This window comes from Pyxidicoccus sp. MSG2, from assembly GCF_026626705.1.
GTDB lineage: Bacteria > Myxococcota > Myxococcia > Myxococcales > Myxococcaceae > Myxococcus.
In genome coordinates, this window is record NZ_JAPNKC010000001.1 from 4,411,371 (window position 1) to 4,432,340 (window position 20,970).

Here is a 20,970-nt window from a genome sequence, read left to right on the forward strand (position 1 = left end):
CTCCCAGGGGAGCAGGCGAGCCCGCGAGAAGGGGGATGGCTCCCACGAAGCGCGGGCGCCTACGCTCGGGTGCACACCCCCGCAGCGAGGTCCGTCACGAACCGCTTCACAGGAGCCGCGACTCCACTCACGACCCAGGGAATCGACGCCTGCGCCAGCCGGCTGTCCGTCCATCCCGCGGAGCTGTGGACGGTGCTCCAGGTGGAGACGCGCGGCTGCGGCTACTTCGCCGACCGCCGGCCCGTCATCCTCTTCGAGCGCCACATCTTCAGCCGCCGGACGAAGGGCCGCTTCGACGCGCAGGCGCCGGACCTCAGCAACCCGAAGGCCGGGGGCTACGCGGGCGGCGTGGCGGAGTACGAGCGGCTCGAGCGGGCGCTCGCGCTGGACGCGTCCGCCGCGCTGATGAGCGCGTCCTGGGGCCTGGGCCAGGTGATGGGCTTCCACGCCACGGACCTGGGCTACGGCTCCGTCGAGCAGTTCGTCGACCGGATGATGGCGTCCGAGGACGAGCAGCTCGGCGCGCTCGCCGCGTTCATCGAGAAGAACGGGCTGGCGAAGGCGCTGCAGAGCCACGACTGGGCCACCTTCGCGAAGGGCTACAACGGCCCGGCCTACGAGAAGAACCAGTACGACAAGAAGCTGGCGTCGGCGTACCTGCGCCTGTCCACCCAGGCCTCACCGGACGTGGGCGTGCGGGAGGGACAGCTGCGGCTCATGTTCCTCGGCTTCGAGCCCGGTACGCCCGACGGAGCGCCAGGCTCGCACACGAAGGCGGCCCTCAAGAAGTTCCAGGCACAGCAGCAGCTCCCCATCACCGCCGTGTTCGACGCGGCCACGCTGGACGCGCTGCGGAAGCAGCAGGCCCTCCTCCCGCGGAGCGATACGGGCACCGACGCTGCGGCGAAGCAGGCGAGCGCGCCCGTCGCCGTGAGCCAGCCCGCTCCGGTGCCGGTGCCCACGGCGGCGCCCGCCACCAGCGCTCCCGCCGTCGCCGTCAGCGCGCCCGTCCCCGCCCCCGCGCTCCTGGCTACGCCCGTCGCATCCTCGCCCGCCGTCACCGTCAGCGCGCCCGTCCCCGCCCCCGCGCTCACGGCCCCACCCGCCGCGTCCTCGCAGGCCCTCGCCGTCAGCCCGCCCGCGACAGAGTCCGCGCTCGCCGCCACTCCCGCCGGCACGGAGCTCCAGCCCGCGCGAAACACCGTCGTCACCGCGCCCGCCTGGACGCTCGCGCCACGCAGCAGCCCCGGCACCGCGGCCACGCTCGAACCCCTCACCGTCATCCCCTCGGATGCACCGGCGATGCGGGAAGCCCCACCGCTCCAGGAGCCTCTGGCCACGCAGCTCCGCGAGCGTCTCTCGCAGCCGATGGAGCCGGACCTCCAGGCCGAGCTCTCACGCGTCCTCGTACTGCGTGGCAAGGCCGCTCCGGAGCTGGGCGCGCCCGCCGTGGAGACGCTGGACCTGTGCCTCACGGCCCTGCTGGGAGACAAACCCAACCTCTCCTTCGCGAAGAGCACGCGCCTGCGCATCGCCTCCGCGCTCGCGGACCGCCTCTACCCGCTGCGCCCGCTGCCCATCCTCCGCTCCAGCTCGCCCTCCATGCAGGTGGTGCTCGGACTGGGGCTGTTGCTCCTGTGCAGCCACGGCCTCGCCACGCTCGTGCACCAGTTCCTCACCACCGAGGCCACGACGTTCCTCGGCGTCCCCGCCCGCACGCTGCTGTTGGTCGGGCTGTGCGGCGCCGTCGGTGGCGTGGTGAGCATCCTCATGCGGCTGGGGGACTTCGAGAAGATGCGGGGCGCGAGCCGTGTCTCCATGCTGATGCAGGGCTTCTTCAAGCCGCTGGTCGGCATGTACTCCGCCATCTTCGGCTTCGCGCTGATGAAGTCCGGGGTGCTGCCCCTCCAGCCGGCGACGCCGGAGTCGGCCCTCTACCTCCACATGTCCGTGTGCTTCCTGCTCGGCTTCAGCGAGCGGCTCGCGCAGGACCTGTTCATCCGCGCGGGCGAGGGCCTCGTCACCGTCGGCGCGGACCGTTCCTCGACTCCCTGAGCCCAAGGGGCGGGCCCCTCCCATGCAGCGGAGGGGCCCGGGGACTCACGGAGGAGCGTGGACGGCACTTGCGGTGGGGCAGGCGCGGCGTGCTATCTCGCCCGGGCATCCCGAGGGCTCCCGGTGGCCGCGCACCGTGCATGGGATGCCCTGGAGTCGTGAGCGTTGGAATCCCCTGCCGTCATCGAGAACGTCTCCCCGGCCTCCTGGGCGCGCTGGGGGCCGTGGCTCGGCGCGGTGCTCGGCATCCTCTGGTATCTGCTGCTGGGCGGAGGGGGGACACTCGACCCGACGAACCTGGACTGGGTGGGTGGAGGCGACCACGAGCAGCACGTCCTCGGCTGGCTCCACTTCCGCAACGGCCCCTGGCGCTTCCCGCTGGGGAGCACGGACTCCCTCGTGTACCCGCTGTCCACGTCGGTGGGCTTCACCGACTCGAACCCGTGGGTGTCGCTCGCGCTGAAGCCCTTCTCACGCTGGCTGCCCCGGGACTTCCAATTCATCGGCCCCTGGTTCGCGCTGTGCTTCGCACTCCAGGGGTGGATGGGTGTGAAGCTGATGCAGTGCCTCACGCCCGGTCCGGGGAAGCAGTTGCTGGGGGCATCGCTGTTCATCATGTCGCCCGTGCTGCTCGCCCGGAGCGGCCACGACACGCTCTGCGCGCACTGGCTGCTCCTGGGCCTGCTGTGGCTCCACCTGCGCCCGCGCGCGGACAGCCGGGCGGCATGGAGGGACGTGGGCGGCGCGCTCGTGCTCAACGTGCTCGCGGCGGGCATCCACCCGTACCTGGTGGTGATGGTCTTCGCCCTCACGGTGGCGCTGCTCTACACGCTGGTGACGCGGGAGCGGCTCCTCTCCTGGCGCGCCGGTGGCCTGGCGCTCGCGGGCGTGCTCGGTGCGGTGGGCCTCCTCTTCGTCCTCTTCGGCTACGTGGGCCAGGGTGTGGGACTGGCGCCGGAACTGAGCTTCGGTGACTTCAGCGCGGACGTGCTCACGCTCTTCAACCCCCAGGGCATGTCGAAGCTGCTGCCGGACCTGCCCATGAGGCCCGGGCAGTACGAGGGCTTCGGCTACCTCGGCACGGGAGGGCTCGCGCTCGCCCTCGTGCTGCTCTTGCAGCCCTCGCGCTGGTGGCCGCACGCGAAGGAAGGGCTGCGGGCCCGGCGACCGCTGGTGCTCGTGGTGCTCGCCTTGACGCTTCTGGCCCTCTCCACGCTGGTGACGGTGGCGGGCCACAAGGTGCTCTCGCTGCGGGGCGTGACGCAGGCGCTGCTGCCGGTGCTGGCGCCCTTCCGTGCATCGGGGCGGTTCATCTGGGTGCTCGACTACGCGCTGCTGACGGGCCTCCTCGCGCTCGTCACGTGGCGCTGGAGGCAGCGCCCCCGGGTCCTCACGGGCCTGCTGCTGGGCGCCGTGCTCCTCCAGCTCCTGGACACGACTGACGTGTGGTGGCGGGGCCGCTTCGATGGCGCGCCCTGGCCGAGGCTGACGGCACCGGAGTGGGAGCAGGTGGACCCGACCTACCGGCACGTCGTCCTGTTCCCTCCGGCCATCCCCTTCAGGGGCGAGCCGTGCGTTGCACAGTCGTTCCCGTTGAACGCCTACGTGCGCTTCGGGGACCTCGCGTATCGCAAGGGGATGACGACGAACAGCGCCTATCTGGCGCGCTTCGACGCGGCGAAGGTGCGGGCTGCCTGCGAGGCCCTGCGCGACGACGTCCGCGACGGCCGCTTCGCCACGGACACGCTCTACGTGGTGGACGCGAAGGAGGTGTCCGCGTTCCAGCGCCCGGAGGCGGGGCTCACGTGCGGAGTGCTGGACGGGTACACCGTCTGCGTGGCGGCGAAGGAGGGCCGCTTCCGCGAGGCCCTCATGCACGGGGAGCGACCATGAGCCGGGGCACCGCGCGCCGCGTGTGTGCCCTCTTCACGGCCGCGCTCCTGACGGGGTGCGCGAGCACCACCACCATCCGCAGCACCCCGCCGGGCGCCACCGTCTACGTCGACAACGAGCGCGTGGGCACCACGCCCTGCAAGTACTCCGACCGGCGCACCTCGTTCTCGAAGGTGACGGTCCGCCTGGAGAAGGAGGGCTACCAGCCCCTCACCGCGGTGATGCGTCGCGACGGGAGCGTCGAAATCCCCGCCCTCCTCTTCGGCGGCCTCCTCTTCCCGCTCATCTGGGTGGCGGGCTATCCCGGGCAGCACAGCTACGTGCTCCAGCCCGTGACGGACCTGGAGGACGTGGACTGGGACAGGCCGCCCGGGCCCGACACGGACGACCTCTACTGACTAGAAGAGCCAGCCCGCGCCGATGATGGGCAGCAGCTGCAGGTGGGGGCTTCCGTCCTTCGGGTAGATGGCGAGCCCCAGCCCCGCGTCGATGAAGAAGCCGCCCTGGGCCACGTACTGGAGGCCGGCGTCGAGGTGCAGGTTGAGGTTGAAGACCTCCTCGGCGGGGATGTCGCCGGGCCGCTTCGGGTCGGTGGTGATGGTGTTGCCGCCCACGCCGATGCTCGCGTTGTCGCTCTCGAGCCCGGGCACGCCCACGTGCACGCCCGCGCCCAGGAAGGGGCTGAAGCGCGAGTTCACCAGCGACCACCGCGTGCCCGCGTCGATGCCGCCGAAGCCGATGTCCAGCGCGACGTAGGGGAACAAGTCCTTCCGCGCCACGTAGGTGGCCGCGATGACCATCACCCCGCGCGAGCTGAAGAGGTCCAGCCCCACGCCCCAGATGCGGCCCAGCCGGGGGTTGCGCTGGAACTCCAGCAGGGCCTCGGCCCGCTGTGCCTCCTCGCGCGCCTGGGTGGCCTCCTCTTCCTGGAGCTGTTGATACCGGCGCAGGAAGTCCGGGTCCTCCGGCAGCGTGGGGTCCGCGGCGATGGCCGCGCGCAGGGCCCGGTGCTCGCGGGCCTTGTCCCCCGTGCGCTCATACGCCTCGGCCAGACGCACCAGCCCGCGCGCCCGCCCACGCAGCGAGGCCGCGTCGTCTGGCACCTCCTTCAGCACCTGGTCGAAGAGGCGCAGCGCCGCGCGCGCCTCGCCGGCCGCCAGCAGCCGCAGTGCCTCGTCGCGGCGCCAGTCGCGCAATTCCGCGGGGTCGCTCGTGTCCTCCGGACGGCCCTTGAGCAGGCCCGAGGACAGCGGCCGTGGCTCGAAGGCCAGTCCACTCACCGCCACGCGTGCGCCCGCCTCCAGCTTCACGGCGGCCGACTCCACCGACTCCGCGCCCACGCGCTTGACGTGGTAGTCGCCCGGCGCGAGCGCCAGCGGCAGCTCCCGTTCCGGCCGGGTGCGGCCCTCGGCGGCCAGGCGCCGCTCGGCGCGGTCCACCACCACGTAGCGCTCGCCCTCCACGCGCGGCAGCACCAGCGTGGCCGAGGCGCGCTCCAGCCACGTCAGCACCACCTCGCCCTGCCCCTTCAGCTCATAGCGGAAGGCGGGCCGCTGCGGCACCGGCGTGGCCGCGGTGTCCGCCTCCGTGCGCTGGAAGGCGTGCTGGTACGCCTCGGAGAGCGTCACCCGGCCGTCCTCGTTGGCATCCGCCGCGCCGCGCAGGCCGGAGACGAGGTGGTGCGTGAAGACGGAGCCCGCCAGGGCGCGCCGCTCCTGTGACAGCTCATCCGCGCCGCTGGAGGTGAGCAGCGCGAGCCCGTTCACCTCCAATTCGTCCACCACCTGGGACTCGAAGGTGGCCACGGGCCGGCCGCCCTTGGTGTCGACGATGGAGCCGCTGCGGCACGCATCCACCACGCCCAGGCGCACGCGGCCCGGCGAGTCGCGCAGCATCGCGTACAGCTCCTCATGGGACATGGGCTCGCCGCGAAGGTGCAGATGCCGCGCGTCCGCGTGGCCCGAGTAGTAGACGAAGAGCAGCGTGTCCCCGCGCCCGGCACGCAGCCAGCCGCTCACCTTGCGCAGCAGCGCGCGCACCTCGGTGGTATCCGGGTCTCTCAGCAGGTGGACGCGGTCGGCCGAGAAGCCGCCCAACTCCACCAGCACGTCGCGCACATGCTCCGCGTCGGACTCCGCGTGGCGCAGTGGCTTGTCGTTGGCCCAGCCCACGTTGGCGCCGATGACGACGGCGTAGCGCTCCTCCGCGAGCGCCGCCGAAGGGGCAGCCAGCAGCGCGGCGGCGAGCAAGGCCCAGGTGATGCGAGACATCCGTGTGACCCCTGCCATGCGTTTCCAATACCACGCCGGGCTCACGGGCCGCTCACACGGTAGAGTCCGCGCATGGGCCCTCCTCCCGTCTCCACTGTCACCGGCATCGGTCCCCGCGACGCCGTGCTCCAGACCGCGTTCTGCGACTACGTGCCCCAGGTGTTCCGCCGCGCGGACTTCCGCCACTGGCGCGAGTGGGGTGAGTGGGACGACGACTACCGCGCGTTCGCCCTCTTCGAGGACGGCCACGTGGTGGCCAACGCCTCGGTGATGCGGATGCGGCTGCGCATGGACGGGCGGGAAGTCCCCGCCTTCCAACTCGGCGCGGTGGGCTGCATCCCCTCGCACCGGGAAAGGGGCCTGTCGCGCGTGGTGATGGACGCGGCGCTGGAGGCCTGCGGCGACGCGCCGGTGCTGCTGTTCGCCAACCCCCGGGTGCGCGAGTTCTACCCGCGCTTCGGCTTCCAGCCATGGAAGCAGACACTCTTCGCCGCCGAGCACGAAGCCGTGCCGGAAGGCCCGCCCGCCCCCACACTCGATTTGGAGGACGCGAAGGTGCGGGCCCGATTCGCCGCGATCTCCCGCGAGGGACTTCCCTCCACGGAGCGCTTCGGCGCGCGAGGCTACGCGACGGTGGCGAGCTGGCACGTGGCGAACGGCTTCGCGCGGCCCCTGCGCCAGCTCGGCCCCGACACGTGGGTGTCCGCGAGCGTCGACGGCGACACGCTGCACCTGGACGATGTCTTCACCCGCGAGCCCTTCGACCTGCGCGCCAGCCTCCCACGCCTGATTGACCGCCCCATCCGGAGCATCCGGTTCGGCTTCACACCCGAGCGCTGGTGGCCGGGCGCGGTGGAGGCCGGCGAGGACACCGAGGCCGACCTGTTCGTGCGGAAGCTGACCCCGTCACCCGACGCGCACCGCTTCCCCGTGCTGGCGCACACCTGACCTCCGGACTACTGACAGCCGACGGGCTCGTTGCAGGAGTAGGTCGCGCTGATGGTGAACCGGAAGCCGTCCAGCCGGCTGGGGCCGAGCGGCTCGCACTCGCCCAGGCTCTGGCTGACGTTGCACGAGCCGGACGGGCACTTCGCCGCCATGGAGGCCTGGAGCAGGCTGCGGGCCTGGGTCGCCGCGCTGCCACAGCCGGCGCCCTCGCCGTACCGCGTGCTGGTGTAGCGCGTCGTGCCGCACGTACACAGTGAGGCCTCGGACGCGCCGAGCGACTCCTGCTCGCCCGGCTCGAGGTCCCCCGCGTTGCAGCCGCCCAGTCCCAGGGCGGCCACCACCACGGCACAGCGCCACAGCCAGCTCGCTCGTCGGCTCATCCCGACAGCTTAGCAACAGGTGCAATCCAGTATCAAACCACCCCATCCGTGGCGAGGCGTGCGCCGCCGCGCCAGCTCCCGTCCACGAGCCGCTGGATGCGCTGCTCGAGCGGCGGGTGGGTGGAGAACAGGGCCAGCATGCCGCCCCCTCGGATGCCGAAGGCGCGCATGTTGGACGGCAGCAGGGCGGACTCGTCCTGCAGCTGGCGCAGCCGGTTGAGGGCGCGCGCCATGGAGCCCGCGTCCACCAGCGTGGCGCCGCCGTCGTCCGCGCGGAACTCCCGCCTCCGGCTGAACCAGGCGACGATGAGGCTGGCGCCGATGCCGAGCAGCAGCTGCATCACCAGGCTGGTGATGAAGTAGGCGGGCCCGGTGCCGCCGCGCTCCTCGCCGTCGTCGGAGCGGTTGAGGAACCGGTCCACGACGAAGCCCACCACGCGGCTCACGAAGATGACGAAGGTGTTGAGCACACCCTGCAACAGGGTGAGCGTCACCATGTCGCCATTGGCGACGTGGGCCACCTCGTGGCCGAGCACCGCCTCCACCTCGTCGCGCCGCATGCCGTGGAGCAGACCGGTGGACACGGCGACGAGCGCATTGTCCCGCCGCGCGCCCGTGGCGAAGGCGTTCATGTCCGGGCTGTCGTAGACGGCCACCTCGGGCGTACCGATGCCGGCATCACGCGCCAGGCGGTGGACGGTATGCACCAGCCACTGCTCGGCCTCGGTGCGAGGCGAGTCGATGACGCGTGCGCCGGTGCTCCACTTCGCCATCGTCTTGGAGAGCAGCAGCGAGATGATGGAGCCACCGAAGCCCATCACGGCCGACATGATGAGCAGCGCGGTCAGGTTGAGCCCCGTGCCCTGACGGGCCAGGAAGCTGTCCACGCCGAGCAGCCGACCGACGATGGCCAGCATCGCCACCACCGCGAGGTTGGTCAGGATGAACAGCGCAATGCGACCGACGAAGCTTCTCTTCATGGCCCTCTCTCCGAAAGAACTCGTTGACCCCAACATTCAGCGGCGCGGAGCAGATGCAAGTCGCCGCGGACGGGAAGTGTCGGGGCACACCAGGAACAGCGCTGGGGTGGGGGCCTTCCAGAGATTGTTCCTTCGTCGAAGTGAGGTTTTCTCTATGGCTGTAGGGGTTGCGCGGCGTTATCCACCTTCCGTGCGCGTGATGTACGGCAGCTCCAGGCCGTGCGCGCGAAGCGTCTCCTCGTAGACAGACAGATACCCGGCGAGCTTCTCCTCAAGCTCCGCGATGACGTCAGCCAACCCCTCCCGCGAGTCCGCCGCCGCGCCCGCCAGCTCGCGCGCCGTGCGCACGTCATCGAGGAGGAGCTTGAGCGAGTCCCCCTGGATGACCACACCCGGAAACCGCCTGCCGGGCACTCGCACCACGGCGGTGTTCGACGCCGTGGAGAACACCTCCACTTCCTTGCGCTCCATCTCCCCTCCCTTCGCCTCCATCCTCGCGGAGGGGACGGCTCCCTTGAAGGGGGATTGACGCGACCTATGTGGGCGTCGCGGTGAGTCGCTCACCGAGCAGCTGAACGTACCGGGCCCGGCTGATGTTGCGGCCGGTGATGACCACGGCGATGTGGCGGAAGCCCTCGGGCGGGTGGCGCAACAGCGCGGCCACGGTGGCGGCGCCGGAGGGCTCGACGACGAGCTGGTGTTCCTCCAGCAACCACGCCATCGCGTCCCGGAGGTCCTCCTCCGACACGAGCAGCACCCGGTCCACGTACTCGCAGGCGAGGGGCAGCGTGAGGGTGTCGGGCTCGGGCTGCGCGCCCAGGCCGTCGGCGATGCTCTGACGGGACTCCACGGGAACGGGCCGGCCGTGGCGCATCCACCCGGCGAGCACCGGGCTCACCTCGGGCTGCACGCCCCACAGTTGCATGCGCGGGTTGCGTGCCTTCATCGCCACGCCCATGCCGCTGATGAGGCCACCACCGCCAATGCCCACCACGGCAAGGTCCACCTCGGGCAGGTCGTCGAGCACCTCCAGCCCCACGGTGCCACCACCGGCGATGATGTCCGGGTCGTTGTAGGCGGAGACGAAGAGGCGCTGGTGCTCGCGAGCGTGGGCCCGGGCAGCCTCGCGCGCGGCGGGTACTGAATCGTGGAAGTGGAGCCGCGCCCCGTCGCGGCGCATGACCTCCACCTTGCGAGCGTCCGCGGTGTGCGGAAGAAACAGCTCCACGGGGACACCGAGCCGCCGCCCCGCATGGGCGAGCCCGATGCCATGCCCTCCGGCGGTGGAGGCCACCACGCCCCGTGCCCGCGTCGACGCGTCCACGGACAGCAGCTTGTTGAAGGAGATGCGCGGCTTGAAGCTGCCCGTCACCTGGAGGCACTCCAGCTTGAGGAAGACGCGGCCGCCCGTCCGTGCGGAGAGCGCGGCGGAGGGCTCCAGCGGCGTGTGACGGATGAAAGGCGCGATGCGCTCACGCGCCTGGAGGATGGACTGGGGCGTGACGGCCCGGAGCTCGGAGGACACGGGGACTCCTGTCTGCCGCGCGGCACGACGACGACCGCGCGCGGCTCCATGGATGTGCCAGCAGGGGTGTCCACGCGGAAGAGGCAGGAGCGCGGGGGCAGGCATGCGAGAATGCAGGCGTGGACTGGAATGACCTGCGCTACCTGCTGGCCGTGCATGAGGGCGGCTCGCTCGCATCGGCGGCTCGCAAGCTGCGCGTGGACGCGGCAACGGTGGGCCGGCGACTCACTGCGCTGGAGCGCGCCGTGGGCGTGCGCCTCCTGGAGAAGGCCCCCGGAGGCATGCGGCTGACGGCCGCGGGCGAGCAGGCAGTAGACGCCGCCCGGCACATCGACGACACGGCCACCACGCTGGAGCGGCAGCTCGCCGGAGCGGACGTCCAGGTGTCCGGCAGCGTGCGCATCACGGCGCCGGAGACGGTGGTGAGCCACGTGCTCGCGCCCCACCTGCCCGACTGGCGAGAGCGCCATCCCGCGCTGCGTCTGGAGCTGCTCGCGGCCACGCAGGTGCTCAACCTCTCGCGCCGGGAAGCGGACCTCGCCGTGCGACTGTTCCGCCCACAGGAGCCCGCGCTCACTGCGCGCAAGCTGGGAGACCTCTCCTTCGCGCTGTACGGCTCGAAGGCGTACGTGCGCAAGCACGGGCGTCCGAAGCTGGAGGCCCTGCGCGAGCACGTACTGCTCGGCTACGACGACTCCCTGTCGCAGACGCCGGAGCAGCAGTGGCTGGAGCGCGCGGGGAACGGAGCCCTGTTCGCCCTGCGCAGCAACAGCCGCTATGTACTCCTGGAGGCGGCACGCAAGGGACTGGGGCTCACGGTGCTGCCCTGCTACCTGGCGGATGGAGTGCCGGACCTCGTGAGGCTCTCTCCCGTGGACGCGCTTCCCACGCGAGAGGCGTGGCTCGTCGTACACCCGGACCTCCAGCACGCCGCGCGCGTGCGGGCTGCCATCGAACTGCTGGTGGACGCCTTCCAGAGGGAAGCACCCCGGCTGCGCGGTGAGCGCCCGTGAGCACCTGGAGCGCCCATGCCCTATGAGCGGCTCAAGAAGGGCGAGCTGGTGGTCATGTCCCGAGTGCCCGGGTTCGAAGACGAGCTCCACGGCATCGAGCTCCGGCTCGCATCGTCGGGCCGGGCGTCGCATACACACTCGTGGTTCGCCTACGGCGCGGGGCGGCTCTCCGAGCAGACGAAGCACGTCTTCAATGCCTCGGTCATGCGGAGGATATCGAGCCTCCTCCAGGGACTTCCGCCCCAGGGCCCTCCGCACGTCGTCATCGACGACTTCCCCTCGTGGGAATTCGAAGTCTGGAGCGGCGAGGAGGTACGCACCGTCCGCATCCACGAAATCTTCCTCGAGGAGCGCAGGCGCCAGCACTTCGAGCGCCACTTCGGCGCGGAGACCTACCCCGCCATCCAGCGCATCCGTGCCCTCTGGGCCCTGCTGAACTTCCCCTTCAAGCGAGCGTGGTGAGCGCTACGTCCGCGCCGTCCCCACGTCGAGCGACGCCGACGAAGCCGGGCGCGCGGGCGCGGCCAGCCGGCTGCGCAACCAGCGACGAGCGGGCTCCTCCACGCGGCGGAAGACGACGAGCGAGACGGCCACGCACAGCAGCGCGTAGCCAGTGAAGAAGACCGGCCCCCGGGACCACCAGCCCAGCCGCAGGTACACGTCCACGGCGTGCAGCCAGTTGTTGAGGGGCGAGTGCAGCAGGTACAGCGCATAGCTGGCCTCACCCAGCGCCACCATGCCGGGCCGGGCCAGCGCGCGCGCCAGCGGGTCCGTCCCACCCGCGAGTCCCCAGATGAGACACGCGAAGCCGGGCAGCAGCGCCAGGTCCTTGAAGTACAGCGCGAGATGGCCCCACTGCACTCCGAACAGCACCAGGCTCCCCCCCACGCCCACCACCACCATGGCCCTGTCGAAGGGCACGGAGACACGCGGGCGCAGGCAGTACAGCCGGCCCAGGAACACGCCACAGAGGAACTGCGGCAGGCGCAGGAGCGGGTTGTACGCCCCCACTACCTTCCAGGCCGCGGAGTCCAGGCCGCTGCCGGGCTGCGACGCCACGTACAGGCCGTACAGCCAACCGCCCATGAGCACCACGCCCGCGAGCGCCGACAGGCCCAGCGCCACCCGCAGCCGCCTTCGCCCCATGCGCAGTACGGGCAGCGCCGCGAAGGGGAACACCAGATAGAAGAACGCCTCCACGGACAGCGACCAACCGGGGCAGTTCCACTCGCACGCCGCGCCGGGCAGCCACGCCTGGAACAGCCCGCCTACCGCGGTGCCGATGCCGGCGATGGTGAGCAGGGACTCGCCCGTGAGGCCCTGCTGCTGGAGCACCCTGCCCACGAAGACGGGCGCGGCGAGCACCAGGCCGAGCAGGTACACCGGATACACGCGGGCGAAGCGGGCCACCCAGAACGCGCGCCGGGGCACGGTGGCGTCCGGCTCGGCGCCCAGGTAGCTGTAGGCGAGGATGAAGCCGGAGAGGACGAAGAACAGCGTCACGCTGTTGGGACCGCTGTCCACCGTGTTGGCGAGCCACGCCGGCAGGCCGTCCCGGTCCAGGTAGTGGAACAGCACCACGTGGAAGGCCGCGAGGAAGCGCAGGCCGGTGAGTGCGGGCAGCGGTCTGAGAGCGGTCCTCATGGATGCAGGCGCGCCAGCATGCATGAGCGCTCCGGGTGCGGCAACGCTTGCCCGCCCTGCCCCGCCGCCTGGCTGCCTGCCTCGCGGAGAGGGAGCCGTCGCTACGGGTAGCCCTGCCGCTTCACGAACGTCAACGCGCCCGAGGCGCTGATGCGCACGTACGGCCAGCCATCACTGAGGGCGAAGCGGTCACAGGATTGGAGACGCGTCTCGTTCGGATAGAAGAGCGAGGTGAGGGAGACGAAGAACTGGCCCTGCGAGCCGGCCGCATAGGCCGCGTAGTCGGCGATGCGGATGACCGTGTCGTTCGGTTTCTCGGTGTAGATGTACGCCCCCGGGTCGCGGGTGTTGACGACGTCATCGGCGAGCGACACCCAGGTTCCAGGCGTGGACTCCATCCACATCTTCTGCTCGGCGGTGCTCCCGATCCGGATGGCGGCCACCTTCCAGCACGAGCCCGTCCCGGACACGCTGTCGGAGATGGCGAACGTCTCGTACGGAACCGAAGCGCCGCTGTTCGGCGAGATGAAGGTCGGGTAGATGGGCGTGCCGGACGGACTGCGCGAGTTCAGGTCGACGTAGTAGCGCGAGAAGAACGGGCCATACACGCTGCCCGCCTGGGCGGCGGATGCAGTGACGAACACGACCAGGGCGGAGAGCTTCCAGAAGGCCTTCACGATGGGCTCCTTGATAGGGGAGTCCTCCGGTATTGCACCTTCCGAACCACGCCGCCCACCGTGCGCCGGTCCCGCTCCTCCGGGCGGCTGTCACACGGTGCGAGGCCCGGTGTCACGCCACCTGTCCACGAAGTGCCGGCGGTGCCGAGACTCGCTGGACGAACGCGAGGACGCGCCGCCACGCGTCGGTCGAGGCGTCGGTGAAGTCCCGCTGCTTCACGTCGAAGAAGCTGTGCGGAGCACCGGCGTACGTCACCACCTCGTGGTCGACTCCCGCCTGGCGGAGGGCCGCTTCGAAGGCGGCGACGTCCGACGCGGGGATGCCCGGGTCGTCGCCCGCCATCAGCGCCAGCACCGGAGCGGCGAGGTCCGCCGCGCGCTGGGTCGGCCCCGGTGCACCGTCCCGTCCGGCCGCGGGCCAGCAGTAGAAGCCGACGACGCCGGCCAGCGCATACCCCTGGGCTGCGGCGAGAATCGCCACGCGCCCACCGAGGCAGAACCCCACGGTGATGAGCGATTGGCAGGCGCCTCCCTCGGGAGCACGCAGATGACTGACGGCGGCGGTGAGGTCTGTCCACAGCCCACGCGGGGTGAGGCGGGCCATGTGCTCCTTGTACGGGAAGTCATCGCCCCGCTCACCGGCCCCGGCGGTGCGCCCGTAGTAGTCGAGCACGAGGGCGGTGTGCCCACTCTCCGCGAACCGCAGCCCGAGCTCCGTGTAGAAGCGGTGGAGGCCCCGGACGTCCGGGAGGATGACCACGCCCACGCCGGACGCGCGCTCCGGGGCGGCGAGGAACGCGGCGAAGCGGTTGCCATCGGCCGCAGCCAGCGTGAGCCGCTGGGAATTCACCGTCACGTGCGGGTTGCTGGCGATGGGAGGCGAGGAGTCGACGTCGAAGCACATGGAGTGGCTCCCGAAGTGGGTTGCCACGCCAAGGTAGGAGTGAGCCACGGCGAGCGATTGGAGGAATCGGCCACGCGCCGGGTCTGGAATCAGGAGCGGGGCTGGGAAACACTGGCGTCACCATGGTCCGGCTGGAGACAGAGACGCGGCTCGACGCGACACCCAACGAGGTGTGGCAGGTGCTCAGCGACTTCGACCGCTATCCCGAGTGGAACCCGCTCCTGCTCGAAGCCCGGGGCGAAGTGAAGCCGGGTGGTCGTGTCGCGATGAAGGTGACCGCACCGGACGGCTCGGGAAAGCGGTACGGCTTCAAGGCCACCCTCGTGCGCTGCGAGCCCGGTCAGGCGCTCGAATGGAGGGGCGGCGTGCCGGGAGTGCTGGCCGGACTCCACTACTTCCGCCTGACTCCCGACGGCGCGGGAACGCGGCTGGTCCACGGCGAGGAGTTCTCCGGCTTCATCACCCTGTTCATGGGGCGCAAGCGCATCGAGAGCTTCCGCCCCGCCTACGAGGGCCTCAATCGCGCGCTCGCGGAGCGCCTGCGAGCTCGACGGTAACGAAGGGCAAGGCACAGCCTCGTGCACGCGGCCCCGGTACAGTTCTCCAGAAGCGACGGGAGCCCTTTCCCCGGTCATCCGGCAATGGCTATAGCCATGCCATGTCCTTGCTGAATCTCGTCTCGGAATCCGCCGCGCTGCCCCAGGCGTGGCGCTCGCGCGTGCTGGGGAAGGTGGGCCCGGCGAACGTGAAGGTGCTGCGCATGGATGCGCTGCCGCTCGAAGAGGAGTCGCATCCGTACGACGAAGCCCTCCTGGTGCTGGAGGGAGTCATGGAGCTGTCGGTGTCCGGTGTCCCCACCACCGTGCGCGCGGGAGAGCTGTATCTCGTGGAGGCGCGGACGCCCCACACCGTGCGCGAGGGCAGCCAGGGCACGCTGGTCATCATCGACCTGTAACCGGCGCGGTCTCCTCCCGACTCTTCACCCGCGAGTCCGTGGCAATCCAGTTCACTTCCCAGGTCTTGCCCCCATCGGCGGAGAAGGCCTGCTCGAACCGGCATGACTCCGGCGTGATGTCCGAGATGACGAAGCGCACGAAGATGGCCCGGCCATTCAGCGTCTCCTGGGCGTAGAACTCGCCCCGCCCATTGTTGAAGCCGCCAATCGTGGGCAGGGTCAGCGTGCCGCTGGCGCTGTTGGAGAAGTTGAGGCTCCACTGGCGGGACTCGGGGTTGTACAGGCGCAGCGACAACCCTTCGATGTGCCCTGCCGGACCGGTGACATCCAGCTCCACCAGATTGGCGCGCCCGTTCCAGACCTTCCGAACCACCGTCGTGCCCTCGTACTCGACCCAGTCATTGGAACCGGTCAGGGGACGCAGCCGGCGCTTCAGTCGGGTCGTCCAGGTCCCCAGCTCCCAGTCGAAATCACGTTGCCCGTCTCGCATTGCGGGCTGTGCAGGCTTGGGCTTCGCCGCACTTGAACCCTCCTGTGCGCTCGCCTGAAGGGGTTGCGAGGCGATGGCCAGGAGGGACAACAAGAGAGACGTTCGAAAGAGCCTGGACGTATTCATCAGCGCCCATGGTCGATGCGACCTGGCATCGTCGCAATATCCACTTCCGCTTGGGAAGACATGGCCACTCACCACGGGGACGAGTAGGACCGGGCTTGAGGAGACGCGTTGACGATGACGATCTGGCAGAGCCGAGCCCTGAGAGAGACCCGCGCCTTCATCGAGCCCCTGCTGGCGGGACGTCGCCGCGTGCTCGACGTGGGCTGTGGGAAGGGAGAGCTTGCCGCCGTGCTCGCGCGCGCCGGCCATGAGGTGACGGCCATCGACGTGAAGCAGCCAACGAAGCGTGCCGCCGCTCCAGGAGTGACGTGGCATGAGACAGGGCTGCTTGAGTTCGAGTCGGCTCCCTTCGACGCCCTCCTCTTCGTGACGTCGCTGCACCACATCACCCCGCTCGCCGAAGCCGTCGAGCATGCGCGGCGGCTGCTCGTGCCAGGGGGCCTGCTCATCGCCGAGGAGTTCTCCGTCGAGGCGCCGGATGCCGCCACCGCGCGCTGGTACTTCGAGACGCAGGAGTTGCTCGCCGCCGCGGGCCGCTACCCGCCATCACGCATCCACGGCGCTCCGTCCATGGAGCCCGTGTCACGCTGGCGTGAGGAGCACGCGCACGACGGAGAGGTCCTCTCGGAAGGGTGGCGGATGAAGGAGGAGCTCGGCCGGCGCTTCGAGCTGCTCGGGGCCCAGGCGGGCCCGTACCTCTACCGCTACATCGGCGCTGGCGCGGCCGCGCATGCCGAAGCGGACGCCATCACCGACCACGTCTACAGCGCGGAGCAGCGAGGCATCGAGGCCGGCACGCTGAAGCCGGTGGGACTGCGCCTGTGGGCCCGGCGCCCGGCGTGAGGCCCGCGCCTCATCCCGGGAGCCACTGGATGAAGACGCTGGTCATGCCCGTGGCGATGCTCAGGAACACCGTGAGGATGGAGACGAAGCACAGCACCACGGCCTTGCCCCACGTCGGCAGCCAGGAGCCGCCGTACACCCGCCGCAGGGCCACGGTGAGGTAGACGAGGAACACGCTGTTGGCCAGCAGGATGCTCGGCAGCCACGAGCCCGTAAGCAGATGGAGCTGCTGGCCCACTGCGCCGATGAGGAACCGGAACACCGACGCATGCAGCGCGAAGGTGAGGTGCTCGCCGAAGTAGCGGCGCGGCCTCCGGTAGAGCAGGGGCAGCGCTCCGGCCAGCAGCAGCACGCCGCCGAGCTGCGCGAGCTTGTTCACCCGCTGGAAGCGCGCCTCCATGTGCTCGCGGTGCACCGCGGGCGCCACGCCGAGCTCTCGCGCGGAGTGCTCGACGAAGGTGTCGTAACGCTGGGCGCGCTCTCCCAACATCCGGTCCAACCGGAAGAACGTCCCGCTGCCAAAGAGGAAGTACGCGGCGCCGACGAGGAGGAACAGCTTGCGCGCCGACACGTACGGCCCGAAGCGCCCCGAGTGCGCCTCCACCGTGAGGAAGCCGGGCCGCGTGATGAGCAGCCACAGGGTGCGCCACAACCGGCCGTCCAGGTGGAGGCGCTCCTGCAGCAACTGCTTCACGTACGGCGTGAAGCGCTGCTCGTCGCGCGCGAAGCGCTTCGCTCCGCACTGCGCGCAGTAGGCGCCGGTCAACACGGCACCACAGTCGGCACAGGGTGCCTCGGGAGCAGCCGGGACGGCGGCATCCGGCTCGGACGGCGGCGACGGCTGTGCGACGGACATGCCCGGGAGTCTACAGCCTGCCCGACCGCGAGGTACGCTCGGGTCGGCAATGCCCCAGGACCCTCGTGACTACCTCCCCGACGTGCGTGACGGGCTCACCCGGGTGGAGCGCCTCATCCTCCACACGCTGCACCAGTTGCAGGAGCAGCGGGGCGGCCGCAACGTCCCGACGGCGATGCTCTACGGGTACGTCGTCGAGCACGTGAATCTCCGCCCCGACGAGTTCCAGGCCATCCTCGCGCGACTCGTCGGCCGCGGGAGCCCCTGAACAACCAGCCCAGGGGCTCCGTACAACCACTTCAGTTCTTGGTGATGGGCCGGTACCGGATGCGGTGCGGCTCCAGGGCCTCGGGGCCGAGGCGCTTCTTCTTGTCCGCCTCGTAGTCCTGGAAGTTGCCCTCGAAGAAGAACACCTTGCTGTCCCCCTCGAACGCCAGGATGTGCGTGGCGATGCGGTCCAGGAACCAGCGGTCGTGGCTGATGACCACCGCGCAGCCCGCGAAGCTCAGGAGCGCGTCCTCCAGGCTCCGCAGCGTCTCCACGTCCAGGTCGTTCGTGGGCTCGTCGAGCAGCAGGAGATTTCCGCCGCTCTTGAGCATCTTCGCCAGGTGCACGCGGTTGCGCTCGCCGCCGGACAGGTCCTTCACGCGCTTCTGCTGGTCCTGCCCCTTGAAGGCGAAGCCCGCCAGGTACGCGCGGCTGGGAATCTGCCCGCCCTTGCCCAGGTCCAGGTGGTCCAGCCCGCCGCTGACCTCCTGGAACACCGAGTTGTCACCATTCAGCGCGTCGCGACTCTGGTCCACGTAGGCCAGCTTCACCGTCTCGCCCATGCGCAGCTCGCCCGCGTCCGGCTTCTCCACGCCCGTCATCATCCGGAACAGCGTCGTCTTGCCCGCGCCGTTGGGACCAATCACGCCGACGATGCCGCCCGGCGGCAGCTTGAAGTTCAGGTCGTCCACCAGCAGCCGGTCGCCGTACGCCTTGCGCAGCCCCTTGGCCTCCACCACCAGCCCGCCCAGCTTCGGCGCGGGAGGGATGATGATTTCGCCCGTGGGCTCGCGCTTCTCCTGCGACTGGTTGAGCAGATCCTCGTACGCGGCGATACGCGCCTTGCTCTTCGCCTGGCGTGCCTTGGGCGACTGACGCACCCACTCCAGCTCGCGCTTGAGCGTCTTCTGCCGGTGGCTCTCCGACTTCTCCTCCAGCGCCAGCCGGTTCTGCTTCTGCTCCAGCCAGCTGGAGTAGTTGCCCTTCCAGGGCACGCCCTCGCCGCGGTCCAGCTCCAGAATCCACTCGGCCGCGTTGTCCAGGAAGTACCGGTCGTGGGTGATGCAGACGATGGTGCCCTTGTACTCCTTCAGCGCCTGCTCCAGCCACGCGACGCTCTCCGCGTCCAGGTGGTTGGTGGGCTCGTCCAGCAGCAGCAGGTCCGGCTTCTCCAGCAGGATGCGGCACAGCGCCACGCGGCGCTTCTCACCGCCGGACAGCTTCGTCACGTCCGCGTCGCCCGGAGGCAGGCGCAGCGCGTCCATGGCCATCTCGATGGTGCGGTCCAGCTCCCAGCCGTTCACAGCGTCGATGGCGTCCTGCAGCCGCGCCTGCTCGGCGAGGAGCTTCTCCATGGCCGCGTCGTCCATGGGCTCGGCGAACTTGGCGCTGATTTCGTTGAAGCGGTCCAGCGTGCCGCGAATCTCCTTCAGGCCCAGCTCCACGTTCCCCTTCACGTCGAGCGTGGGGTCGAGCTGTGGCTCCTGCGCCAGGTAGCCCACCTTGGCGGACGGGTCCGGCTTGGCGACGCCGAAGAACTCCGTGTCCACGCCCGCCATGATGCGCAGCAGCGTCGACTTGCCGGAGCCGTTCGGGCCGATGACACCAATCTTCGCGCCCGGGAAGAACGACAGGTAGATTCCCTTGAGGATCTCCTTGCTGTTCTTGACCTTGCGCAGGTCCTGCATCGTGAAGATGAAATTCTGGGCCATCGCGGCTTTCCTGCCTCCGGCGGGGTGAGGGGCTCAGCGGATACCAGGGTGGAACAGCGCACTCAAGCCGCGCGCGTCCCAGACTTCCCACCCCCAGGCGGGCCACGACGCCCGGCAGGCGTGCCCCGCCTGGAGGGGCCTGGAGCCGGGAGGTCGGGTGGAGCGTCCGGTAACGGGCACTTCCCTGGTCCCCCGGTGGCCGTGAGCGGCTCGTGCGGTGAGGGGCTCAGGTGCCGCTCAACAGCACCCGGAGCAAGAGGGCCAGGGAGGCGACGGAGCAGGCCGTCACCAGGGCCATCAGCGCCAGGGCGGCCACGCGCTCCCGGTGCTGGCGGCTCGCGGCGGACGGGTCCTCGGCGCGCTCCAGCGCGAGCCGGCGCGCCGTGACGCGCGGCAGGTAGACGAGCACCAGCCAGTCCCAGGTGAAGATGAAGCCCGCCCAGAGCCCGATGAACCACGGGAGCGGGAGCGAGAACACGGTGGCCACGCCCATGCCCACCACCGCGATGCTGGCGGCGGCGCCGGCCATCAGGCCGTAGCGGCCAATCCCCCGCCGCTCCTCCTCGTCGCGCGCCCGGGCCCGCAGCTTCCGGACGGAGAAGGATATACCCCCCAACGTCCCGGCGAGCATGGCGAGCGGAGCGACGAAGGAGAGCCACGTCGCGCCCGCGCTGGTCGCCGCCTTGAAGGACGCGCCGACAGCGGCGCCCGAGCCGAGCGTCGACGGCAGCAGGGCCATGACATTCGCCGCCAGCTTCGAGTCCGGGGCCGTGCTCACGGCGAAGTCGCCCAGCCGCGCCTCGACGCCCTCGCGCAGCCGCGCCCGGGCCCGGGAGAGCCGCTTGCGCGCGGCCGGCTCGGACAAATCCAACAGCGAGGCCACCTGCCGCAGCGACCTGCCCTCGCGGTAGTAGACGAGGAGCACCTCGCGGTCGTCCACCTCGAGTGCCATCAGCGCGTCGTCCAGGACGGAGTCCCGCTCCGCCGCCAGCAACTGCTCGGTCGCGGTGGCCCGCTCATCGGCACGGCCCGCGAGGTGTTCCTCCGCTGTCGGCACGTGCCTGTCACGCAGCATCCGGAACGCCAGGTGGCGCGTCATGTTGCGCAGCCACGGGAGGAAGGTGCGGGGGTTGCGCAGCCGGGCGAGGTCCTTCCACGCGGCGACGAACACCTCCTGGGCCACGTCCTCGCTGCGCCCCACGTCGTGGACGATGGACAACGCGATGGCGCTCACCAGCCCGGCACAGCGCCGCACCAGCCGCTCGTAGGCGGAGCGGTCCCCCGCGGCGGCGAGGCGGACATCGGTTTCACTGAGGGTCGGTGGCGTGAGCATGGCTCTCCTGGCGTGGAACGGGGACACCCTCAAGTGCCACCCGGGCCGGAGATGTGACCTGGGAGTCTACCGGACCCGTGTCGCCGTCCAACCCCGCGA

Annotated in this window: 22 protein-coding genes; 10 read left to right on the forward strand and 12 right to left on the reverse strand. The window is 70.5% G+C overall.

Going from position 1 to position 20,970, the window contains the following annotated elements; genetic code table 11:
- Window positions 1-69 precede the first annotated feature (69 nt).
- The 3 genes from OV427_RS16810 to OV427_RS16820 all read left to right on the forward strand — a co-directional run bounded on the left by OV427_RS16810 (window position 70) and on the right by OV427_RS16820 (window position 4,346).
- On the forward strand, window positions 70-2,055 hold the full coding sequence (locus tag OV427_RS16810) for an N-acetylmuramidase domain-containing protein (RefSeq protein WP_267857136.1): 1,986 nt from the start codon (window positions 70-72) through the stop codon (window positions 2,053-2,055).
- A gap of 165 nt (window positions 2,056-2,220) precedes the next feature.
- A complete protein-coding gene (locus tag OV427_RS16815) occupies window positions 2,221-3,948 on the forward strand; it encodes a DUF6311 domain-containing protein (protein WP_267857137.1) in 1,728 nt (575 codons plus the stop codon).
- On the forward strand, window positions 3,945-4,346 hold the full coding sequence (locus OV427_RS16820; RefSeq protein ID WP_267857138.1) for a PEGA domain-containing protein: 402 nt from the start codon (window positions 3,945-3,947) through the stop codon (window positions 4,344-4,346). Before OV427_RS16815 ends, OV427_RS16820 begins: the two co-directional genes overlap by 4 nt.
- On the opposite strand, the gene OV427_RS16825 is transcribed toward OV427_RS16820, so the two are convergent.
- Window positions 4,347-6,218: a caspase family protein gene (locus OV427_RS16825; RefSeq protein WP_267857139.1), complete on the reverse strand. Its 1,872-nt coding sequence runs from the start codon at window positions 6,216-6,218 to the stop codon at window positions 4,347-4,349. It abuts the gene before it with no gap.
- A gap of 72 nt (window positions 6,219-6,290) precedes the next feature.
- Here OV427_RS16825 and OV427_RS16830 point away from each other — a divergent pair, with 72 nt between their 5' ends.
- Window positions 6,291-7,166, forward strand: a complete 876-nt coding sequence (locus OV427_RS16830; protein ID WP_267857140.1) for a GNAT family N-acetyltransferase — start codon at window positions 6,291-6,293, stop codon at window positions 7,164-7,166.
- An 8-nt stretch (window positions 7,167-7,174) separates the two neighbouring features.
- Here OV427_RS16830 and OV427_RS16835 read toward each other — a convergent pair whose 3' ends face one another.
- The 4 genes from OV427_RS16835 to OV427_RS16850 form a co-directional block, all read right to left on the reverse strand.
- Window positions 7,175-7,546 (reverse strand): hypothetical protein, encoded by a 372-nt coding sequence (locus tag OV427_RS16835; RefSeq protein ID WP_267857141.1) that lies wholly within the window; start codon window positions 7,544-7,546, stop codon window positions 7,175-7,177.
- Window positions 7,547-7,578: 32 nt separating this feature from the next.
- Window positions 7,579-8,526: a protease HtpX gene (gene htpX, locus OV427_RS16840; RefSeq protein WP_267857142.1), complete on the reverse strand. Its 948-nt coding sequence runs from the start codon at window positions 8,524-8,526 to the stop codon at window positions 7,579-7,581.
- Between the two features lie 177 nt (window positions 8,527-8,703).
- Window positions 8,704-8,997 carry a DUF6959 family protein gene (locus tag OV427_RS16845; RefSeq protein ID WP_267857143.1) on the reverse strand — a complete coding sequence of 98 codons (294 nt, stop codon included), beginning with the start codon at window positions 8,995-8,997 and terminating at the stop codon, window positions 8,704-8,706.
- A 64-nt stretch (window positions 8,998-9,061) separates the two neighbouring features.
- Complete coding sequence (locus OV427_RS16850) at window positions 9,062-10,051, reverse strand: threonine ammonia-lyase (protein ID WP_267857144.1); 990 nt, start codon at window positions 10,049-10,051, stop codon at window positions 9,062-9,064.
- Window positions 10,052-10,170: 119 nt separating this feature from the next.
- Here OV427_RS16850 and OV427_RS16855 point away from each other — a divergent pair, with 119 nt between their 5' ends.
- The gene (locus tag OV427_RS16855) at window positions 10,171-11,064 is read left to right on the forward strand and encodes a LysR family transcriptional regulator (protein WP_267857145.1); all 894 of its coding nucleotides are present in this window, start codon (window positions 10,171-10,173) and stop codon (window positions 11,062-11,064) included.
- 15 nt (window positions 11,065-11,079) lie between these two features.
- The gene (locus tag OV427_RS16860) at window positions 11,080-11,526 is read left to right on the forward strand and encodes a hypothetical protein (protein WP_267857146.1); all 447 of its coding nucleotides are present in this window, start codon (window positions 11,080-11,082) and stop codon (window positions 11,524-11,526) included.
- A 3-nt stretch (window positions 11,527-11,529) separates the two neighbouring features.
- Here the strand turns inward: OV427_RS16860 and OV427_RS16865 are convergent, their stop codons facing one another.
- The 3 genes from OV427_RS16865 to OV427_RS16875 form a co-directional block, all read right to left on the reverse strand.
- The gene (locus tag OV427_RS16865) at window positions 11,530-12,708 is read right to left on the reverse strand and encodes an acyltransferase family protein (RefSeq protein ID WP_267857147.1); all 1,179 of its coding nucleotides are present in this window, start codon (window positions 12,706-12,708) and stop codon (window positions 11,530-11,532) included.
- Between the two features lie 101 nt (window positions 12,709-12,809).
- Window positions 12,810-13,385, reverse strand: coding sequence for a hypothetical protein (locus OV427_RS16870; protein ID WP_267857148.1), 576 nt, complete (start codon window positions 13,383-13,385; stop codon window positions 12,810-12,812).
- A 112-nt stretch (window positions 13,386-13,497) separates the two neighbouring features.
- Window positions 13,498-14,289 (reverse strand): dienelactone hydrolase family protein, encoded by a 792-nt coding sequence (locus OV427_RS16875; protein ID WP_267857149.1) that lies wholly within the window; start codon window positions 14,287-14,289, stop codon window positions 13,498-13,500.
- Window positions 14,290-14,411: 122 nt separating this feature from the next.
- On the opposite strand from OV427_RS16875, the gene OV427_RS16880 reads away from it, so the two are divergent.
- Both OV427_RS16880 and OV427_RS16885 read left to right on the forward strand, forming a co-directional pair.
- Window positions 14,412-14,846, forward strand: coding sequence for an SRPBCC domain-containing protein (locus tag OV427_RS16880; protein ID WP_267857150.1), 435 nt, complete (start codon window positions 14,412-14,414; stop codon window positions 14,844-14,846).
- Between the two features lie 101 nt (window positions 14,847-14,947).
- Window positions 14,948-15,244: a cupin domain-containing protein gene (locus OV427_RS16885; protein ID WP_267857151.1), complete on the forward strand. Its 297-nt coding sequence runs from the start codon at window positions 14,948-14,950 to the stop codon at window positions 15,242-15,244.
- Here OV427_RS16885 and OV427_RS16890 read toward each other — a convergent pair.
- Window positions 15,231-15,734: a hypothetical protein gene (locus tag OV427_RS16890; RefSeq protein WP_267857152.1), complete on the reverse strand. Its 504-nt coding sequence runs from the start codon at window positions 15,732-15,734 to the stop codon at window positions 15,231-15,233. The two genes, OV427_RS16885 and OV427_RS16890, sit on opposite strands and share 14 nt — an antisense overlap.
- 240 nt (window positions 15,735-15,974) lie before the next feature.
- On the opposite strand from OV427_RS16890, the gene OV427_RS16895 reads away from it, so the two are divergent.
- A complete protein-coding gene (locus OV427_RS16895; protein ID WP_267857153.1) occupies window positions 15,975-16,703 on the forward strand; it encodes a class I SAM-dependent methyltransferase in 729 nt (242 codons plus the stop codon).
- A gap of 10 nt (window positions 16,704-16,713) precedes the next feature.
- On the opposite strand, the gene OV427_RS16900 is transcribed toward OV427_RS16895, so the two are convergent.
- Window positions 16,714-17,559 carry a DUF3667 domain-containing protein gene (locus OV427_RS16900; protein ID WP_267857154.1) on the reverse strand — a complete coding sequence of 282 codons (846 nt, stop codon included), beginning with the start codon at window positions 17,557-17,559 and terminating at the stop codon, window positions 16,714-16,716.
- 49 nt (window positions 17,560-17,608) lie between these two features.
- On the opposite strand from OV427_RS16900, the gene OV427_RS16905 reads away from it, so the two are divergent.
- On the forward strand, window positions 17,609-17,827 hold the full coding sequence (locus OV427_RS16905) for a hypothetical protein (protein ID WP_163997705.1): 219 nt from the start codon (window positions 17,609-17,611) through the stop codon (window positions 17,825-17,827).
- 31 nt (window positions 17,828-17,858) lie between these two features.
- Here OV427_RS16905 and ettA read toward each other — a convergent pair whose 3' ends face one another.
- Both ettA and OV427_RS16915 read right to left on the reverse strand, forming a co-directional pair.
- Window positions 17,859-19,538, reverse strand: coding sequence for an energy-dependent translational throttle protein EttA (gene ettA, locus OV427_RS16910; RefSeq protein ID WP_267857155.1), 1,680 nt, complete (start codon window positions 19,536-19,538; stop codon window positions 17,859-17,861).
- 226 nt (window positions 19,539-19,764) lie between these two features.
- The gene (locus OV427_RS16915; RefSeq protein WP_267857156.1) at window positions 19,765-20,871 is read right to left on the reverse strand and encodes an RNA polymerase sigma factor; all 1,107 of its coding nucleotides are present in this window, start codon (window positions 20,869-20,871) and stop codon (window positions 19,765-19,767) included.
- Window positions 20,872-20,970: the final 99 nt, after the last annotated feature.

Excerpts from the sequence above, each read along its gene's own strand:
- OV427_RS16865 (WP_267857147.1), bottom strand. The coding sequence starts at position 12,708 with ATGAGGACCGCTCTCAGACCGCTGCCCGCACTCACCGGCCTGCGCTTC.
- OV427_RS16875 (WP_267857149.1), bottom strand. The coding sequence starts at position 14,289 with ATGTGCTTCGACGTCGACTCCTCGCCTCCCATCGCCAGCAACCCGCAC.
- htpX (WP_267857142.1), bottom strand. The coding sequence starts at position 8,526 with ATGAAGAGAAGCTTCGTCGGTCGCATTGCGCTGTTCATCCTGACCAAC.
- OV427_RS16890 (WP_267857152.1), bottom strand. The coding sequence starts at position 15,734 with ATGCGAGACGGGCAACGTGATTTCGACTGGGAGCTGGGGACCTGGACG.
- OV427_RS16880 (WP_267857150.1), top strand. The coding sequence starts at position 14,412 with ATGGTCCGGCTGGAGACAGAGACGCGGCTCGACGCGACACCCAACGAG.
- OV427_RS16830 (WP_267857140.1), top strand. The coding sequence starts at position 6,291 with ATGGGCCCTCCTCCCGTCTCCACTGTCACCGGCATCGGTCCCCGCGAC.
- OV427_RS16835 (WP_267857141.1), bottom strand. The coding sequence starts at position 7,546 with ATGAGCCGACGAGCGAGCTGGCTGTGGCGCTGTGCCGTGGTGGTGGCC.
- OV427_RS16885 (WP_267857151.1), top strand. The coding sequence starts at position 14,948 with ATGTCCTTGCTGAATCTCGTCTCGGAATCCGCCGCGCTGCCCCAGGCG.
- OV427_RS16820 (WP_267857138.1), top strand. The coding sequence starts at position 3,945 with ATGAGCCGGGGCACCGCGCGCCGCGTGTGTGCCCTCTTCACGGCCGCG.
- ettA (WP_267857155.1), bottom strand. The coding sequence starts at position 19,538 with ATGGCCCAGAATTTCATCTTCACGATGCAGGACCTGCGCAAGGTCAAG.
- OV427_RS16900 (WP_267857154.1), bottom strand. The coding sequence starts at position 17,559 with ATGTCCGTCGCACAGCCGTCGCCGCCGTCCGAGCCGGATGCCGCCGTC.
- OV427_RS16825 (WP_267857139.1), bottom strand. The coding sequence starts at position 6,218 with ATGTCTCGCATCACCTGGGCCTTGCTCGCCGCCGCGCTGCTGGCTGCC.
- OV427_RS16905 (WP_163997705.1), top strand. The coding sequence starts at position 17,609 with ATGCCCCAGGACCCTCGTGACTACCTCCCCGACGTGCGTGACGGGCTC.
- OV427_RS16845 (WP_267857143.1), bottom strand. The coding sequence starts at position 8,997 with ATGGAGCGCAAGGAAGTGGAGGTGTTCTCCACGGCGTCGAACACCGCC.
- OV427_RS16915 (WP_267857156.1), bottom strand. The coding sequence starts at position 20,871 with ATGCTCACGCCACCGACCCTCAGTGAAACCGATGTCCGCCTCGCCGCC.
- OV427_RS16860 (WP_267857146.1), top strand. The coding sequence starts at position 11,080 with ATGCCCTATGAGCGGCTCAAGAAGGGCGAGCTGGTGGTCATGTCCCGA.
- OV427_RS16895 (WP_267857153.1), top strand. The coding sequence starts at position 15,975 with ATGACGATCTGGCAGAGCCGAGCCCTGAGAGAGACCCGCGCCTTCATC.